The organism is Natranaeroarchaeum aerophilus, from assembly GCF_023638055.1.
Classification (GTDB): domain Archaea; phylum Halobacteriota; class Halobacteria; order Halobacteriales; family Natronoarchaeaceae; genus Natranaeroarchaeum; species Natranaeroarchaeum aerophilum.
Genome location: NZ_JAKRVY010000003.1, coordinates 98,961 through 116,056, shown reverse-complemented (window position 1 = coordinate 116,056; position 17,096 = coordinate 98,961). Strand labels below are relative to the sequence as shown.

Annotated in this window: 13 protein-coding genes and 3 pseudogenes; 7 read left to right on the top strand and 9 right to left on the bottom strand. The window is 60.6% G+C overall.

Annotated elements, in window-relative coordinates; genetic code table 11:
* Window positions 1-68 precede the first annotated feature (68 nt).
* From AArcSt11_RS07470 to AArcSt11_RS07455, 4 genes are all read right to left on the bottom strand, one after another.
* On the bottom strand, window positions 69-728 hold the full coding sequence (locus AArcSt11_RS07470) for a 3'-5' exonuclease family protein (RefSeq protein ID WP_250595955.1): 660 nt from the start codon (window positions 726-728) through the stop codon (window positions 69-71).
* Complete coding sequence (locus tag AArcSt11_RS07465) at window positions 725-1,042, bottom strand: DUF8156 family protein (protein ID WP_250595954.1); 318 nt, start codon at window positions 1,040-1,042, stop codon at window positions 725-727. The genes AArcSt11_RS07470 and AArcSt11_RS07465 overlap by 4 nt, the downstream gene beginning before the upstream one ends.
* Before the next feature lies 1 nt (window position 1,043).
* A complete protein-coding gene (locus AArcSt11_RS07460) occupies window positions 1,044-1,994 on the bottom strand; it encodes a hypothetical protein (protein ID WP_250595953.1) in 951 nt (316 codons plus the stop codon).
* Between the two features lie 249 nt (window positions 1,995-2,243).
* Window positions 2,244-3,266 (bottom strand): Cdc6/Cdc18 family protein, encoded by a 1,023-nt coding sequence (locus tag AArcSt11_RS07455; RefSeq protein ID WP_250595952.1) that lies wholly within the window; start codon window positions 3,264-3,266, stop codon window positions 2,244-2,246.
* A gap of 672 nt (window positions 3,267-3,938) precedes the next feature.
* Here AArcSt11_RS07455 and AArcSt11_RS07450 point away from each other — a divergent pair.
* Window positions 3,939-5,135 (top strand): orc1/cdc6 family replication initiation protein, encoded by a 1,197-nt coding sequence (locus AArcSt11_RS07450; protein ID WP_250595951.1) that lies wholly within the window; start codon window positions 3,939-3,941, stop codon window positions 5,133-5,135.
* A gap of 303 nt (window positions 5,136-5,438) precedes the next feature.
* On the opposite strand, the pseudogene AArcSt11_RS07445 reads toward AArcSt11_RS07450, so the two are convergent.
* Window positions 5,439-6,088, bottom strand: a pseudogene (locus AArcSt11_RS07445) (sugar phosphate nucleotidyltransferase); the annotation flags it as partial.
* Window positions 6,089-6,121: 33 nt separating this feature from the next.
* On the opposite strand from AArcSt11_RS07445, the pseudogene AArcSt11_RS16940 reads away from it, so the two are divergent.
* A pseudogene (locus tag AArcSt11_RS16940) lies at window positions 6,122-6,265 on the top strand (glycosyltransferase family 2 protein); the annotation flags it as partial.
* 305 nt (window positions 6,266-6,570) lie between these two features.
* Here the strand turns inward: AArcSt11_RS16940 and AArcSt11_RS07435 are convergent.
* Window positions 6,571-7,935: an extracellular solute-binding protein gene (locus tag AArcSt11_RS07435; RefSeq protein WP_250595950.1), complete on the bottom strand. Its 1,365-nt coding sequence runs from the start codon at window positions 7,933-7,935 to the stop codon at window positions 6,571-6,573.
* Window positions 7,936-8,016: 81 nt separating this feature from the next.
* Here AArcSt11_RS07435 and AArcSt11_RS07430 point away from each other — a divergent pair.
* A pseudogene (locus tag AArcSt11_RS07430) lies at window positions 8,017-8,247 on the top strand (hypothetical protein); the annotation flags it as partial.
* Between the two features lie 262 nt (window positions 8,248-8,509).
* Complete coding sequence (locus AArcSt11_RS07425; RefSeq protein ID WP_250595949.1) at window positions 8,510-9,904, top strand: ATP-binding protein; 1,395 nt, start codon at window positions 8,510-8,512, stop codon at window positions 9,902-9,904.
* Between the two features lie 143 nt (window positions 9,905-10,047).
* Here the strand turns inward: AArcSt11_RS07425 and AArcSt11_RS07420 are convergent, their stop codons facing one another.
* Together AArcSt11_RS07420 and AArcSt11_RS07415 are read right to left on the bottom strand one after the other, a co-directional pair.
* Window positions 10,048-11,652, bottom strand: a complete 1,605-nt coding sequence (locus AArcSt11_RS07420; protein ID WP_250595948.1) for a hydantoinase B/oxoprolinase family protein — start codon at window positions 11,650-11,652, stop codon at window positions 10,048-10,050.
* A complete protein-coding gene (locus tag AArcSt11_RS07415; protein WP_434803496.1) occupies window positions 11,649-13,724 on the bottom strand; it encodes a hydantoinase/oxoprolinase family protein in 2,076 nt (691 codons plus the stop codon). The genes AArcSt11_RS07420 and AArcSt11_RS07415 overlap by 4 nt, the downstream gene beginning before the upstream one ends.
* A gap of 153 nt (window positions 13,725-13,877) precedes the next feature.
* Here AArcSt11_RS07415 and glmM point away from each other — a divergent pair, with 153 nt between their 5' ends.
* From glmM to hepT, 3 genes are all read left to right on the top strand, one after another.
* A complete protein-coding gene (gene glmM / locus AArcSt11_RS07410; RefSeq protein WP_250595947.1) occupies window positions 13,878-15,200 on the top strand; it encodes a phosphoglucosamine mutase in 1,323 nt (440 codons plus the stop codon).
* Window positions 15,201-15,285: 85 nt separating this feature from the next.
* Window positions 15,286-15,717 carry a type VII toxin-antitoxin system MntA family adenylyltransferase antitoxin gene (gene mntA / locus AArcSt11_RS07405; protein WP_250595945.1) on the top strand — a complete coding sequence of 144 codons (432 nt, stop codon included), beginning with the start codon at window positions 15,286-15,288 and terminating at the stop codon, window positions 15,715-15,717.
* Window positions 15,714-16,160 carry a type VII toxin-antitoxin system HepT family RNase toxin gene (hepT, locus tag AArcSt11_RS07400; protein WP_250595944.1) on the top strand — a complete coding sequence of 149 codons (447 nt, stop codon included), beginning with the start codon at window positions 15,714-15,716 and terminating at the stop codon, window positions 16,158-16,160. The genes mntA and hepT overlap by 4 nt, the downstream gene beginning before the upstream one ends.
* A 174-nt stretch (window positions 16,161-16,334) precedes the next feature.
* On the opposite strand, the gene AArcSt11_RS07395 is transcribed toward hepT, so the two are convergent.
* Window positions 16,335-16,937: a TetR/AcrR family transcriptional regulator gene (locus tag AArcSt11_RS07395; RefSeq protein ID WP_250595942.1), complete on the bottom strand. Its 603-nt coding sequence runs from the start codon at window positions 16,935-16,937 to the stop codon at window positions 16,335-16,337.
* Between the last annotated feature and the right edge of the window lie 159 nt (window positions 16,938-17,096).

Genomic DNA, 17,096 nt, shown 5'->3' with positions numbered 1-17,096 from the left:
GGGTGAGTGAGCGGGGTATTGTTTTGTGGCGATGGTGAAATATTGATGACGCGATTTCTTTCGTCCGTTCACCGTTGGTCGTTGGCCACTGGATCGAGCGACTTCATGGAGAAATCCGATTTTGAGCAATAGCGCTCTGCCAGATCCATCAGTGCCCGTGTCCGACGAATGTCGGCAACGTTGTGCAACACGACGGCTTCAAACTCACCGCGCTCCCACGCATCTACGGCAGACGCGCTGTCCTTGAACGGATCGACGTCTCCTACGTCCCCGCCGATCAGTTCCTCGTAGACTGCAACAAGCGAGTTCTCGGTGGTATTGAAGCGGGACTGGAACACGTCCATCGCCTCGATATACGGGATGTCCTCAAACGGCCACCCGAGGTCGTGGTGGTTGAGCCGTGTACGGAGAAACGGCAGATCGAACCCACCGTTCCACGTCTCGCCGTTGTACGCGACGAGCTTGATATCTCGGTCAGCGAGCGTCGACTCAATGAACTCAGTGACGGCGTGTAGGAGAGCGTCCTCGCTATCGTGTATCGAGAGCACCACGGGCGTCGTCACCGGGTTGTTAATTTTCTCTTCGAGCCCTTCGGAGGGTGCTTTCCCGTCGGTGTTGAGGAACACGTGCGAGCCGATCTCAGCATCGAATCCCACGACTGTCAGCCGGTCACCGACCGTGAAGCCGGTCGTCTCGATGTCGAACGCGACGGTCGAGAGGGAACTCATTGGTCGGTCTCCATGCGGTCAGCATCGACTAACTCCCGCTGATCGTCCGCTGTTTCGAGCGCGGCTTCCAGTTCATCGAGGCGCGCTTCGTGGTCGTCGAGGCGTTCTTCCTGTTCGAGATCAATGCTGAGTAGCGCGGGCAGGAGTGGGTTCTGATGGTTTAACAGGCCGCTCGCATCCGCATGCTCGCGGGCGTACTCGAACAACTGGTCAAAGTGGGGTTGGTCACGACGCCGGAGTGCTCGTCGAAAGTCCGCCCACCGCTCCTCGATCGCTCGCAACGCATCCCGATAGGTTGGGTTCGTCCGGCCCATCTTATCGGCCTCCAGTGCCAGTTGCCGTCCATGCATCGAGCAGTGGATCAGTAGTAGTCGACGCCCTCTCCCCAGCAGCTGTGATGCCCGTCCCGACGCCATCCCGAGTTGCAGTCGAGGGCGACGATGTCGTCGGGTCCATCCCGACCTGGGTAGCGCGAGCTGTGAGTACTTCTCGCCAGTATGCGAACGTTGTCTGATAGTACGCGCCGTCGTCAACGGGATAGACGAGCGTCTCGAAATCCTCGCCGAGGAGCCGTGGACCCATTCGTGTCTGTTCACACTCTATGTGATGGTCTGCAGCCGTTGGGACTGCTGCGGTGAAGTCATTACGCTCACTCCGGGTGACGAGCACTGGAACGTCGTACCCATCGGCGTAGGTCGATAGCTGGGCGAGCGTCCGGGCCTGCAGGGTCTCGGCATGTGTCTTACAGAGCGTATCGTCGGCGCGGTACTGCGCATCGACGGCCGGGGCGACGATGAGAGCTGGGGTGTGCGGCGACGTGTTTTCGTCGCGAATTGGTGTCTCTCGACCGACCGCCCCGATATCGGCCGTGGATGTCTTGCTTGACCGGTTCACCGCTGTCGTGAGATCACAGACAGCGCCGTAGTGCTGGTAGGCGGTGAATCCACGTGCCACCCGAATTCGGTCGAGCAACCGTTGGCTGGGCGCGATCCGGGCGAGCGTCGTGGTCGTCGCGTGTCCGTTTGCATCGACCCAGAAGGCAGGGCCATCGTGTAGGAGGAGATGGTCGAGTACGAGTGACTGGAGGATCGGGACGCCCCGACTCCCCTCGACGTCGAGCAGCGTGATGCCATCGTCGAGAGACGGGAGTAGCTGGTTCTCGGTCGCTGGATCGGCGCGATCGACGAGATCGCGATTCTCGTCCGCACTTCTGGTCGGTCGGTTGGCCCGCAATGACTCCGATGCTGGTCGTGCGTCTTCGAGCATATGTTACTAGATGCCGACAGGGTGGATAAGCCGCGGTGTGGCACTTCCACGTTTCAGGAAACGGTTGCTGTCCGGGAGGGACTGCTGGCCCTCCATTGATTTCCACCGATCGGGGCGACTTCTGGGAACGGTTCCGGAAGCGTCACGGCTCGATCAGTCATCGAGCAGGGTCACTCCAGTTCTGGTCATGACTGTTGCTACTGATGGCTCCGGGATTGTTTGAACCGGTTCCGTTCCACAAAAACCCGACTACTGCGATGCCGTCGGCGACTCGACCAGCGAGTACTCTCGGTCCCGGCTCGTCCCCTCCGCTTCGAGAAGGTTGTACTGGGCCATCTTCGAGAGGTATGTTCGGACAGTCCGTTTCGTCCGGGGGTCTTCGACTTCCTCAGTATAGCGGTCGTGGATCTCACTCGGTCCGACCGGGCCGTACTTGTTGACGATCTCGTAGACGACCTGCTGGTGTGGAGTCAGCGAGTCGAGGCTCTTCTGTCTGATCTGTGCGCGGGCATCACCGGCGGCGTCCTGGAGTAGGTCGCCGGTGATCCGGTCGTGATTTTCGCGAGCAGCCGTGCTGGCTGCGGTACGAAGCATGCCGATCGCCAGCCGGGCGTCGCCAGCGGCCGCATCCGCGATGTGATAGAGCTGGTCGTCGGTGATGATATCGGGTTCGAGACCCCATTTCGCACGGGCGGTCAGGATGTCGAAGAGCTGGTCGTTATGGTACTTGTCCATACGGACGTGCTCGCTGGATCGCAGGCGACTCACGAGCCGGTCGTCGACACGGCTGTACAACTGTTCTTCCTCGTTAGCAATACAGATGACCGCGAACTGCGGGAGGCTGTGTAGATCGTAGAGTACTCCCGGATCTTCGAGCTGGTCGACCTCGTCGAGGATGATGACTGCCCGCGGTCCGTCGTACTGTTGGAGACGTTCGATCAGTTCGTCGTGTGGCGTCGACTGGCGATGGATGTCGATCGTCTTGCCGAGATCATCGAGAATCTGGTACAGCGCCCGAAATCGGGTGTAGTTGCGCCAGCAGTTGACGTAGGTGCCCTCGACGTCAAGCACCTCCTCACGGAGCCGTTCGGTGACGAACTTTGAGAGACAGGTCTTTCCGGTTCCACTGGGTCCAGTAACGATGGCGGTATCTGCGGGTTCGCCGTTGGCAATTGGTTCGAGCACGCTAGAGAGGTGATTGACTTCGGCATCGCGATGCTCGACTTCTCGCGGGACAAAACCAGCACGGAGGACGCGAGCATCGCGGATCATCTCTGTTCGCTACCCTGGTTTTTCGTCTGGTCACAAAAGTGTGTCTGGGAGGTTTCCGGAATCGACCTCACGTGAGTGCTTTCATCGAGTAGAGTGTCTCACTCGTACATTTTGTTCGTGGAACAGGCTAGTTTCCGGAAACGTTCGACGTTCGGCAATGGAACTTACGAGAGTGAGAGTACGTTTCGTGTGCTCTGGGGTGGTTGACTCCGGAGGTGTGAGAGAGTACATTTCGTGTGCTTTTTGTCGGATAGTGGCTCCAATCTGAGAGGCCAGAGAGTACGTTTCGTCTGCTTCGACTGGCTCGACTTAACTGAGTGAGAGAGTACATTTCGTATGCTCTGAGGTGGTTGACCCCGGGGGTGTGAGAGAGCAGAATCACAGAGTTCATTTCGTGTGCTTTTCGTCGGATAGTGGATCCAATCTGAGGGGCCAAAGAGTACGTTTCGTGTGCTATGGGGTGGTTGGCCCCGAGGTGTGAGAGAGTACGTTTCGTGTGCTATGGGGTGGTTGGCCCCGAGGTGTGAGAGAGTACGTTTCGTGTGCTTTCTGTAATCTTGCCGGACAAAACCATCGCTGTACAGCGGGATACGAAGAAGCAAGAGAGCAACGAAAAGCAAACGAAACTAACAACATCAGGTTTTAAATAGTCTAACAAATATTCACTAGTAAATGGGTAATCCGTTCGGCGGGATGATGGACACGATTTTTGCGGACAAGGAAGTGCTAACAGAGAGCTACCAGCCGGAGACTATCCTGGAACGGGACGATGAGATCGAGGAATATCGTTACGCGTTGCAGGACGTCCTGTTTGGAAGAGAGCCTGAAAACGTAATGTTGTACGGGAAAGCCGGTCTCGGAAAGACGGCGGTAACGACCTACATTCTGGAGGCACTGCAAACGGAGGTTGAAACCCGGAACGAAGCTGACGAACTGCACATACACGAGATCAACTGCAACGGCAAGACCGTCTTCATGGTCGTTAGACAGCTCGTCAACACACTACTCCCCGCGAATGCAAGCAAATTTCCAAAGCGAGGGCTCGGAACTGGCGATGCCTTCACCGAGCTCTACGAGCAACTCGATCGAATCGGCGGGACCCACTTGATGGTCTTCGACGAGATCGACCACCTCGACGACGCCGACACGTTGCTCTACGAACTCCCACGAGCACGCGCCAACGGCCACATTATCAATGCACAGGTGGGTATCATCGGGATCAGCAACAACTACACGTTCCGGACGTCGCTCTCGCCGAAAGTGAAGGACACGCTGATGGAGACTGAAATCTCTTTTGGTCCGTACAACGCAAACGAACTGGGTACCATCCTGCAGGATCGCGCAGAACAAGCGTTCGCCGAAGACGCCTGTGATCAGTCCGCGATACGTCGAGCCGCGGCGCTTGCTGCACAGGATATGGGGAACGCTCGGCAGGCGATCGATTTGCTTCGGGTCGGCGGGGAGGTCGCACTTCGCGAGGAAGCCGACTGCGTCACGGACGACCACATCGGAGCGGCACGAGAACGAGTGCAGCGCGGTCGGCTACACAACCGAATCCGTGAGCAGACCATCCACGGCCAGTACATTCTGGAGACGATCGCCTATCTCGAAGAGCGCGACGAGACACCTGTACGCTCGAAGGAAATTTATGATCTCTATCAGGACGTCGCGGCCGAATGCGGGGACGATCCACTGACGACACTGAAGAGCATTCAGGACCACCTCTCGGATCTCCACATGCTCGGGTTCCTTCAGCGGTTCGAGCGCAACGAGGGACTGAGCGGCGGGCAGTACTACGAGTACGAACTGGACCTCAACGCCGAGATCGTCATCGAGACGCGCAAAACGATCGAGGGGACCAGACTGTAGGATGGGCCCTCGCAGTCAAAAGCACACGAAATGTACTCTCTCTCTCTCTCTGTGTTGGTCAACTACGATCTATCTCTTCCCGCTCGATAGAGAAAGCACACGAAATGTACTCTCTCCGTGTTCCCGAACTGGGGTTACGATCTGTTCGCTCGATAGAGAAAGCACACGAAACGTCCTCTCACACTCCAGTGGAGATACATCGAGTCCTGAAAAAAGCGATATCGTGTTCGCTAGGACTGGATACAGAAGCCTGCACAGACCGTTCACTCCGTCTGAGAAATCGAAACGAAATCCTCTAACCCGCTATTCAGCTTCCGCTAGCGCTGCTCGCTCTTCTTTTGCCTGCAGACGCTCCTCGGCCTCGTCCCCATCCTCGGGATAGCCCACGTCGATACGCCGAGTGACTGCGTCACTCGAGGTCCCGCTCGCGAACTCGCGGGACCGCCACCCGTCGAGGCCGATCGCGTCGACCGTCCGGCCGGACTGGATCAGCAGGTCGATCACCTCGCTGATCTCGTACTCGCCGCAAGTCCACTCGACTCACTTCGTTCGTCCCGTTCTCTCGCGAGGTCCCGTTCGCGTTCACTCACGGGACCGCCGCGATTGGACGGCTGGACGAGCCTGCACGCGTGGAAGATGGCTGGTGAGAACGTGTAAAAGCCGGTCATCACGAGGTTCGACGGCGGGTCATCGGGCTTTTCAACGACGTCCGTGATCTCCCCGTAGTCGTTCATGTCACAGACGCCGTAGCGGGAGGCTTCGTCCCACGGCACTTCCTCGACGAGGAAGGCGGCATCCGCGCGGGACTCCTGCTGACGGTGAACGACGTCGTCGAGATTCGCCTCAAAGATGGTATCGCCCAAGATGAGCATGAGGTCATCGTCGATATGCTCCTCGGCGGTGAGCAGGGCGTGTGACAGGCCCTTCTGTTCGGGCTGGTGGGTGTACGTGATCAGGGTAAACAGAAACGATAATCTACGACGAAGATGCCGTCGACACCGCTGGTCAGTGTCGTCATCCCAACCAAAGACAGGCCGACCATGCTCGTCCGAGCGGTGCGTAGCGTGCTCGCCCAGACGTACGAGCCGATCGAGTTAATTGTCGTTGATGATGGCTCGACAGTGTCGGTCGAATCAACGCTCGCAGACCTCCCCACCTGGCGACATTTCCTCGGGTACGTCGTGCTTGGCCTCTCGATCGTGGACCCCTCACGGACTATCCGATCTCACGAAAACGCAAGGCACTGCTCGTCTTCGTCCTCGCCACGGCTACGGCGCGTTCATCGAACTCGCGCAGGGATTCGTCCCGGAGCGACACATGGCCCTCACGGACGTTGTCATCAACGCAGCGTCGATCTCGGTGAGCCTGTGCTGGTATCTCGTCGAGCCATACGTTGACCACGTCGACATCGCAGCAGTGTTCGAGTGAGGGCCCCTCACTCCCAGGCTGCTCTGATCGACGCTGCAGCCGCTCCGAACTCATCGGCAATATCGGCATCGTCGATGAGAATATTGCTGATGGCATCCTCAAGCGGCTGCCACACCTGATTCATTCGGGGGTCGGCAGGCATCGGGACACCCTGTTCCATGGCGTGATAGAACCCGCGTACATCGTCGGGCAGTTCGTTCTCGTTGACACTTGTGGTGACCGGAACGTGTCCGTACTCCTCGGCGTGGTGTTCGACGATCTCATCGGTGGTCGTGAACCATTCGCCGAACTCGATGCTCGCCTCCTTCCGATCGTCATCTTCGTTGATCATACTCGAGAAGTACCAGACATCGATCCCGGCGAACGGTGTCGCCGACCCACCCTCGATGGCGGGTAACTCCGCGACAGCGAACTCGGTGTCCCGGTCGTTGAAGTCCCGCACCGCCCAGGGGCCGTTGAAATGAAGCGGTGCGTCGCCGTTGGCGAACGCGGATATCTGTGGGTCGTAAAACAAATCCCGTGGCATATAATTATACAGCTCACGGAACAGCGCCATCCCCTCGTGCATACTGTCCTCTTCGAGTCCGAGCTGTGGCTCCCCCGCATCATTGACCTCGAAGATCCGGGAGCCAAAGGCCTGCAGGGCCCAGCTGATGAAGTAGACATCAACGGGATGCGTGATGCCGTACTCGCCATACTGTGGATTGTGGAACTCCTGGGCAATGGTGAGCATCTCATCGTACGTCTCCGGCGGCTCGTCGATGAGCTCGGGATTATAGAACAGGGTCATCGTCTCGCCTGCATACGGGAGCCCGACGACGGCATCGGTACCTGACGGCTGGACTGCCTCGACGGCTGCGTCGGTGAACTCCGCATCGAGGTCGATCGTCAGGTCGCCGGAGACGTCCGCAAGGAAGCCACGGTCCCAGTGGTTGTCGACCCAGTCGTGCAACCACGGCCACATCTCGGGAGCCTCACCGGATGGAACGCCCGTCTCGATACGGTCTTCGAGGTCCGCGACCTCAGTGACGGCGATATCCAGTCCGGTCTCGGCTTCGAACTCATCGGTCCAGTGTGTGAACGACGTTTCCGTAGTACTGTTGAAATCGTGCCAGACCGATAGGTCGCCCTCGCCGGTCTCTGCATCCGCTTCGTCGTCTTCGTCCTCATCCTCCTCGCTCCGTTCTTCGCCATTGGCATCGTCGTCCTCGGTGACTCCGCCGTCCTCCTCCTGGCCGTTCTCGTCCTGCCCATTGCTATCGTCGTTCTCGTCGTCGATATCGGTAGGGGTCTCGTCTTCGACACACCCGGCCAGTGCGAGCGCGCTTCCAGCCAGTACCGTTCGCCGTCCAAATCGATAATCCCGTGTCACTGTACAATCAGGTTTCTCGGGTTAAATTAAACCTGTGATAGTCGGTATGTGCCTGGGATGCTGGTGAACGGTCTGGACTTCACCAGTCAGGGTGAGTACGAGATCAGCGAGGCGATCGACCTGCTGATCCAGTCCGGCCGGACGATCGACGCGATCGGCCTTGACGGCTGGCGGTCTCGCGAGTTCACGAGCGGGACCTCGAGTGACGCAGTCACTCGGCGTATCGACGTGGGATACCTCGAGGACCGCGACGAAGCCGAAACACGACTTCAAGAGAAAGAAGAGAAAGCCGCCACTGCAGAAGCCGAGTAGCGGTTCGAAGACAGATTTTGGCCATCGCGAGCACGAGCAACACCTCTGAGAGCAGATCCAGCCGGTGCCAAGCGCTGCTCGCTACCGGTCTGCGGTCGCTCGCGCCCTCTACGAGAACACGCGGAAGACCGCAAAAATCGAACGCCACGAATCGGCTCCGCGTCCGGAACTACCGGTGGTTCTTGATTAGTAAAAGCACGATTAGTAAAAGCGCGATTTAGATAATCAATAGTATTATTGTGATGTGAATGGTACTGAGTTCATGGCCAGCCCAGCGTTCGTGAATCGAGACACCGAACTCGGTACGCTCCAGTCGTCGTTCGAGAGCGATTCCGCGGAGTTGATCGTCATCTATGGGCGTCGACGACTCGGCAAGAGCGCGTTGGTCCGTGCCGCAATTCAGGGGCGAGAGGACGCAGTCTACTGGCAGGCGACGGAAGAGACTGCTGACGTCCAGCTATCGAACTTCGTCGACACGGCCAGCCAGACGTTTGGTCTCGTCGACGACATCCAACGGGACTGGGAAGCCCTGCTGCGAGCGATGGGTCGTGAGGACGCCGTTGTCGTTCTTGACGAATTTCCGTATCTGATCGAGTCGGATGGAGCAGTTCCATCCAAGGTCCAGCGCGTCTGGGATCTCCATCTGCAAGAGACCGAAATGACACTCGTGCTCGTGGGATCGTCTATTTCGGTCATGGAGGACAAAGTTCTGGATGGCGGGAGTCCACTGTATGGGCGTCGAACCGCGACGATCGATCTGCCACCACTCGATCTGGAACACGCTCGCGAACTGTACCCTGTCGACGATCCCGACGCCACACTTCAGGCATGGGGTGTGTTCGGTGGGACGCCATACTACCTACAGGCGCTGTCTCAGGACAGGAGCCTCCCCGAGAATATCCAGTCAGTTATTCTTTCAGAGCACGGCGTCTTGCACAACGAACCGGAGTTCCTCTTGCGAACCGAGTTCGGGATCCGCGAACCGCAGACGTACTATACGATCCTCCGGGCTATCGCAATGGGGAAACGCACGGCAAACGAGATTGCGACCTTCGCTGGGGTCGACTCGAACGCGCTCGGGTCGTACCTCACGAAACTCCGTCGGCTCCGACTTGTCGAGCGTGATATCCCCGTAACCGCAAACCCGAACGCAACGCGGAGGAGTCGGTATCGACTGACTGAGCCGCTGTTTCGTTTCTGGTTTCGGTACGTCTATGGACGGGAAGGAGAGCTTACACAACTGGCCTCTGAGGCGTACGAGGAGATCGTTGCGCCCTCGTTCACCGACTATATGGGTGCAGCCTTCGAGCACATCTGTCAGAACGCTCTCCCCGAGTTGGTACCGAAGACCTACCACAGGATTGGCTACTGGTGGCACACACATCATGAACTCGATGTCGTCGGACTTGCAAGCGATGGGACGATCGTGGCTGGCGAGTGCAAGTATACGAATCGGGAGATGCACGAAGGGGATCTGGCAGATCTCGAACGAAGTGCGGACCAGGTGGAGTGGACGCCGCCGGACGGTAGGGATGTCTCGTATCACTACTGTTGTTTCTGTCGCTCTGGCTTTTCCGATGGACTCGAAAAGACTGCCGCCGACCGTCCAGACGTCTCACTGTTTACGCCGACGGAAATCGTCGGCCCACACTTCTGACCTCCTCCCAGTCTCAAAATTGTGGGGCCCCCTCACGGGATTTCCCTAGGTCATCCTTGACGTACTCTCCGACGTCTTCTCAGGTCCACTCGTCGAGCCGCCACGAGGGACGCGAATCGCTCGGCTCTCCGTCGCTCGTTGAATCACTTGTCGTCCACATCTCCGCGTCCGTCGATACTGTCTCGTTCACGAAGCTCCGTCGCTCGCTCGGTGGGATCACCGTACCCCCCTCCACCGGGTGTGTTGATCGTGACCGTCGATCCGGCGTCGACATCGACGGTGGTTTTCGCGGGGATCGGGTCGCCGTCGATCAGGTTCTCGCCGGTGGCACCCGGTTCGCCGCCGTCGAGCCCTTGCGGAGCGAGTCGTCGCCGCTCGGTCAGTACTGAAACCGTGGCTTCCTCCTCTAGCCGGAGCGAGCGAGTGAGTCCCATTCCGCCCCGATACTGGCCATCGCCGCCGCTCCCGTTGCGAAGCGAGTATTCGAGCACTTGGAACGGATACTCGTTCTCCAAGGCCTCGATCGGCGTGTTCAGCGTATTCGTCATGCCGACCTGCACGCCGTCCATACCGTCCCGATCCGGCCGTGCGCCGAAGCCGCCGCCGATCGTCTCGTAGTACGTGAAGCCGTCGGTGTCCCGCGTCCCGATGATCAGATTGTTCATCGTCCCCTGCCCCTGTGCGGGAACTCGATTGGGGGCTGCCTCGGCGAACGCCGAGAGAACGACATCGGTGACTCGCTGGCTGGTCTCGACGTTGCCACCGACGACTGCGGCGGGCGGGCGCGGGTTCAGAATCGACCTCTCCGGGACGCATACCTCGACAGGCTCGTAACAGCCCGCGTTGGGTGGGATGTCGGGGTCGGTCACGGCACGGAGAACGAAGTAGACTGCGCTTTTTGCGACCGCCAGCGGCGCGTTCATGTTCCCGGGCATCTGGTCGGCGCTCCCCTCGAAATCCACCGTCACCGACGCGGCGTCGATCGAGACGGTCGCGACGACCGGAATATCCTCGTCGACGACACCGTCGCCTTCGAGGACGTCCTCGGCGACGTACTCGCCGTCCGGGATTGCCTCGATTTCGGCCTCGATCCGCTTGCGCGAGTACTCGATCACCTCGTCGAAGCTGGTCTCGACGGTCTCTCTGCCGTGCTCGTCGACGAGTTCGCGAAGGCGGAGGTCAGCACGATCGTTCGCGGCGAGCTGGGCGCGCAGATCCGCCCGACGCTGGTCGGGGTTCCGGACGTTAGCGAGGATCAGCGAGAGCAGCTCCTCCCGGATCTCACCGTCGCGGACGAGACAGGTTGGGGGAAGCCGTACTCCCTCCTGGTAGACTTCCATCGCACCCGCGGGCATGCTCCCCGGAGCCATCCCGCCGACATCGCCGTGGTGTGCCCGCGTGACGCCGTATCCGAGGATATCCCCGTCGAGCCCGAGCGGTGAGACGATCGTGATGTCGGGCAGATGCGTCCCACCGGTGAACGGATCGTTCAGCACGTAGGCCTCTCCCGGTTCGGGATCGCGCTCACGGACGGCCGAGACCGCCTCGGGCATCGCACCCAGGTGGACCGGGATGTGTTCGGCCTGCGCGACCATCCGACCGCGGGCATCGAACAGCGCGGTCGAACAGTCCTGACGCTCCTTGATGTTTGGCGAGTACGCGCTCTGAATCAGTACCTCACCCATCTCCTCGGCGACCCCAACGAGCTGATTTCGCAGTACTTCCAGCGTTACCGCATCGAGGCTCATGGCTGATCACCGCGCTTGCAGACGATGGCACCGTCCCGTCGAACGTCTCCCGTCCAGCGTGGGGGGATCACCGTTGTGCTCTCCTCGCCTTCGAGGATCGCTGGGCCGTCGATCGTCGTTCCCGGTTCGAATGCGGTTCGGCCGGAAACGGTTGCAGTCCGCTCTTCGCCGTCGAAAACGACCGATCGCGTGGTCGGCTGTTCGTTCGGTTCCGCCGACTCTGCAGTCTGGGGGCGGTACCGGGTCCGGGGCGGTTCGTTCTCGACAGTCCCGGTTACTCGAAGCGTGACAAGCTCGACGGGGTCGTCCATCGCGTAGCCATATGCCTGTTCGTGAGCCGCCACGAAGCGCTCGCGGACGGTCGCGGGATCGAACCGCTCGTCAACGTCGACGTCCAGCTCGAAGCTCTGACCGCGGTAGCGTAGCGCCGCCGTCCGCTCGATCTCGGGAGCCGCATCGGCGGTGGCGTTCGACTCGACCTCGGCGATCAGCTCCTCGTAGATCCTCGCAAGCGTCTCCGGATCCGCGTCCGAAAGTTCGACCCGCCGGGTCCGCACTGCATCGTGTTTCTCGTCGGCTGCCAGCAGGCCGTAAGCGGAGAGTACCCCGCCAGCCAGCGGGAACACTACGCGGTCGATATCGAGTTGCTCGGCGAGCGCGGCCGCATGCATCGGCCCGGCCCCCCCGAACGCGACGAGGCCGAACGTGCGCGGATCGTGGCCGCGCTCGATCGTCACCGAGCGGATCGCCCGGGTCATTGTCGCGTTCGCAACCCTGTAGATCCCCTCGGCGGCCTCGACGGCCGACGAAAGACCTGCTTCCTCGGCCAGATCGGCGAGCGCCTCACGGGCGGCTGCCTCGTCCAACGTAACTTCGCCGCCGAACTCCGTGCCAGCGCCGATATAACCGAGCACGACGTTCGCATCGGTGACGGTGGGCCGATCGCCGCCGTTGCCGTAACAGACCGGTCCGGGATCCGCACCGGCGGATTCGGGTCCAACGCGGAGCGCGCCTCCCTCGTCGACCCAGGCGATGCTCCCACCCCCGGAGCCAACTGTTTCGATGTCGACTATCGGGGTTCCGATCGGCTGTCCGGCGACCGTCGCGTCGGTCGTCCGCGCGATGCCGCGCTCCCTGACGACGCCCACGTCGCTGGAGGTCCCGCCCATGTCGAACGTGACGATCCCCTCGACGCCCGCAGTGTCGAGCACGCCGTCTGCGCTTGCACTCGCGCCGACGACGCCCGCGGCAGGGCCGGAAAGCACGGTTGTAACGGCGCGCTCCCTGACCCGGTCCGGATCGGCGATCCCGCCGTTTGACTGCATCACCTGCGGTTCCGGAAGGCCGATCTCCGTGGCCCCCGCGACCAGCTCGCCGAGATACGAGTCGATCGCCGGGCGCAGGTAGGCGTCGACCACAGTCGTCGATGTCCGCTCGTATTCACGAAACGTCGGCAGGACCTCACTGGAAGCCGACACCGGCACGTCCAGCCGATCCCTGAGCGTCGCTGCGACCTTGGCTTCGTTCGTCGGGTGACGGTACGCGTGAAGAAACGAGACGGCGACGCTGTCGATGTCCGACAGCGCCTCGGCGAGTTCGTCGACCGGCCCGAGATCGATCGGCTCTTCGACACCGTCAACGGTCGAGCGTTCGTCGAGTTCGTACCGACGATGCCGGGGCACCAGCGGCGGTGTCTTCTCCGCAGCGAGATCGTACAGATCGGGACGGGTCTGTCGACCGATTTCGAGTACGTCGCGAAAGCCCGCCGTCGTCACGAGAGCAGTCTCCGCACCTGCCCGCTCCAGCAGGGCATTAACCGGGACTGTCGTCGCGTGGACGAACGATTCGATCTCTCGTGGGGTGATCCCCGCCCGATTGGAGGCTTTTTTGATCCCGGTCAGCACCCCCTCGTGCTGGGGTTCGGTCGAGGGGACCTTCGCCGTACATACTCTGTCCTCTGTGACCAGCACCACGTCGGTGAACGTTCCACCGACGTCGACACCTACCCGTGGCACCGTCCCTGCGTGCGTAGCTCCCTCGTTGCGGCCGTCGTCTGTCCCGTGTGCCGTCACCCTGTTCACCTGCTCTGATTCGCAACGAGAGTCACAAAAAGGTTGCTGAGACCATGTTCAACACTCCGAATCTCCCGAGGATTCCGGTTCGTGACACGGGCTTCCGTGGGTGGAAGGCCAACGACTGTTAGGGATCGACACGTCAGATGACATATGTTCGGAACGAGCGGTGTTCGAGGGGAGTTTGGGACGGACGTGACGGTCGACCTCGCCATCTCGATCGGACGCGCACTGGTGGCTGAGGGCGCAGAGCGGATCGTCCTCGGCCGGGACCCACGCACGACCGGGCCGCTCCTTGCTGACGCGCTCTCGGCTGCGGTCCGCGAGTCCGGCGGGGACATCGTCGACTGTGGGATGGTCGCCACCCCGACCCTCGCGCGAGCGGTAGCGTGGCGTGACGCGGACGCGGGCGTGATGATCACAGCCTCGCACAACCCGCCCGAGGACAACGGGATCAAGCTCTGGACGCCCTCGGGGATGGCCTTCGACGAGGAGCGCCGGGAGCGTATCGCGACGCTCGTCGAGGTTGACGAGTACGATCCCGCAACGTGGGACGCCGTCGGCACCGCAAGCAAGTGGGACGACGCGACGGCACGCCACCACGCCGCAATCGTCGACGCAGTCGCCCCGATCGAGAAGCTCTCGGTGGTCGTCGACGTCGGCAACGGTGCTGGTGGGGTCACGGCGGGCGCGCTCCGCGATCTTGGCTGTTCGGTCGAGACGCTCAACGCCGAGCCGGACGGCCACTTTCCCAGTCGACCCAGCGAGCCGACCGAAGACGCCTGTGAGACACTGCAGGCGCTGGTCGGTGCGACCGATGCCGACCTTGGGATCGCCCACGATGGCGACGGTGATCGCATGATGGCGGTCGATGAAACCGGCCAGTTCCTCGGCGGTGACGCCCTCCTTGCCCTGTTCGGTCGCCGCGCAGTGGGCGAGGGCGGCGTCGTCGCTGCGCCGCTGAATACCAGCCTCGCCGTGGACGACACGCTCGCGGAGGTCGGTGCCAGCCTCACACGCACACGCGTGGGTGATGTATACGTCGCCGAGCGAGCACGCGCGGATGACGTGGTCTTCGGTGGAGAGCCAAGCGGCGCGTGGATCTGGCCCGAGGAGACCCTCGCCCCGGATGGCCCGCTCGCCGCGGCGAAGCTCGCGGTGCTGGTCGACCGGGAGGGACCCCTGTCGGCGCTGGTCGCTGAGCTGCCGAGCTACCCGCTTCGCCGAGAGAGCATGGAGGTCGAGGCAAAGCGCGAGGTCATGGAACGGGTTGCTGCGCGTGCATACGAGGAGTACGACTCAGTGGAGACGCTCGACGGCGTCCGGGTCGAGCGCGAGGACGGCTGGTTTCTCGTGCGCGCCAGCGGGACGCAGCCGCTGGTTCGGGTGACTACGGAGGGTCGAACTGAGGTCACGACGTCGGAGCTGTATGAGGAAGCGCGGGTGCTGCTCGAGGACGCAATCGACGCCCGGTAAACAGGTCTCCGGAATGAGACCCGATACGAAGTCGTCGCGTACCAAGCGGGCAGCGGATTTATACTATACAGGGACCTTATTTTAGATGATGACCACGGACGTCGATGACGAGGGGGTTTATGAGACAGTTGCGTCCGTCCTCACTGACCACCCAGTGGCAGTCGGATTTATCTTCGGTTCACGGGCTCGCAACGAGGCCAGCACGGGAAGCGATATCGATGTGGCAGTGGCCTTCGAGGAAACCGAGGCCAATCAGCGACGTGCGCGACTCGCGCTTGGTGTCGATCTTGCCCTCGCCCTCGGCACCGATGATATCGATATTGTTGACCTCCGATCGGCGTCACCGACGCTGGTTCGTGCAGTATTCCAAAACGGAGATCGCATCGCTGGGTCCGAACAAGCGGCCAGGGAGCTTCGTGAGGAGCTCCGCGACGCTGGCCAGGACCGTGGCCGTCAGCGATCGCCTACTGAACGGTTCGACGATGCCCTCGCGGCGATCGAGGACCATCTGGCATGAGCCTCTCGGAGAGCGATATTGAGCGGATCGTCACTGCCGTCGAAACGATGGAAGCGAGTCTTGCAGTACTGGCGGACAAACAGGCACTTTCCGCTGCCGATTACCGGAGCGATCCGGAAACCCGTGACGTCGTTGAACGGCGGTTTGTCAAGTTGACTGAAGCCGCACTCGACATCGCAAAAACACTGGCCGTTGACGAACGTGACGAGCGCCCGAAGAGCAATCCAGCCGCTATGATTGTGCTTGGGGACGCGGATATCATCGATGAGACGACGACCCAAAAGATGGCGGAAGCAGCACGATTCCGGAACGTACTCGCTCATACCTATGGTGGTGCCATCAATCACGAGGAAGTATACGAAGCGCTGGGTGATCTCGAACGGTATCGGGACTTTTTGATCGCGGTGCGGACGCACCTGTCGGAGCGCGGTGTACTGGAGTGAATTCGGTCTGTGAGATCTCTATCCGTTGAGTACACGAGACACGTACATCTTTGCGAGTACTGACTTCTCCAGTAGGCGGTTCGACACAGGAAACGATTTTTGTGAGACAGTCGTCTCACACAATAATGAGAACTGACACGAAGCCGCACCAGTGGCTGAGTAGGGTCGGGTAGTTCACTCGGCGTAGACACGCAGTTTCAGGTACTCGTTGACCTCCGAGCGGACACCGGTGACCCACTCATCGGACATAGATGTGGCCTGTCTGGTCGAGACCCCCGAGAGAATAGCAAGGAGTGTTTCGGCGACGCTTTCGGGAGTGCACTGCTGGAACTCGCCCGTGTCGATTCCCGACTCGATAATCGACACGAGATGCGATTTCAGGATCGCATCACTACGTGTGAACAGCTGTCGGTACTCCTCGTCGGTAACACCCCGTGCCCGGAGGGCGACGAGTGTCGCCATGAACTGGCGCTCTTCGTCGTCAAGGTCGGTTGCAGTCATGGACGTGACGAACTCATCGAGTTCCTCTCTGGGCTTTTCGAATTCTCCACTGGTATGTTGACTCTCGAAGCCCTCCAGTAGATACTCCAGACAGCTACGCACGAGGTCGTCTTTTCCCTCGTAGTGGCGGTAGATGAGTGATGGACTCTTCTCGAACTGCTCACCGATCGATTTGATGGTGATATCGGCATAGCCCTCGGTACACAGTGCTCTGTAGGTTGCCGCAAGGATCTCTTCCTGGGTCGTTTCCGTGTCCGCAAACGGGTCTTCAGACATGGTCACGGTCGTTTACTCTGGGTCGGTGCTGGCTCTCTCTCGCTAGATGCACAACCGACATCTCGGCAGGTGTCTCCCCGGTGTTGCATACTCCCAGTTCGATGCCGGGGGCGATAAACAATGTGATTGAACGTTCAATCACAATGCTTAAGACTCAGG

Coding starts and splice junctions, on each gene's coding strand:
- AArcSt11_RS07470 (WP_250595955.1), bottom strand. CDS start 728: ATGAGTTCCCTCTCGACCGTCGCGTTCGACATCGAGACGACCGGCTTC.
- AArcSt11_RS07465 (WP_250595954.1), bottom strand. CDS start 1,042: ATGGGCCGGACGAACCCAACCTATCGGGATGCGTTGCGAGCGATCGAG.
- AArcSt11_RS07420 (WP_250595948.1), bottom strand. CDS start 11,652: ATGAGCCTCGATGCGGTAACGCTGGAAGTACTGCGAAATCAGCTCGTT.
- glmM (WP_250595947.1), top strand. CDS start 13,878: ATGTTCGGAACGAGCGGTGTTCGAGGGGAGTTTGGGACGGACGTGACG.
- AArcSt11_RS07450 (WP_250595951.1), top strand. CDS start 3,939: ATGGGTAATCCGTTCGGCGGGATGATGGACACGATTTTTGCGGACAAG.
- AArcSt11_RS07425 (WP_250595949.1), top strand. CDS start 8,510: ATGGCCAGCCCAGCGTTCGTGAATCGAGACACCGAACTCGGTACGCTC.
- AArcSt11_RS07395 (WP_250595942.1), bottom strand. CDS start 16,937: ATGTCTGAAGACCCGTTTGCGGACACGGAAACGACCCAGGAAGAGATC.
- hepT (WP_250595944.1), top strand. CDS start 15,714: ATGAGCCTCTCGGAGAGCGATATTGAGCGGATCGTCACTGCCGTCGAA.
- mntA (WP_250595945.1), top strand. CDS start 15,286: ATGATGACCACGGACGTCGATGACGAGGGGGTTTATGAGACAGTTGCG.
- AArcSt11_RS07455 (WP_250595952.1), bottom strand. CDS start 3,266: ATGATCCGCGATGCTCGCGTCCTCCGTGCTGGTTTTGTCCCGCGAGAA.
- AArcSt11_RS07460 (WP_250595953.1), bottom strand. CDS start 1,994: ATGCTCGAAGACGCACGACCAGCATCGGAGTCATTGCGGGCCAACCGA.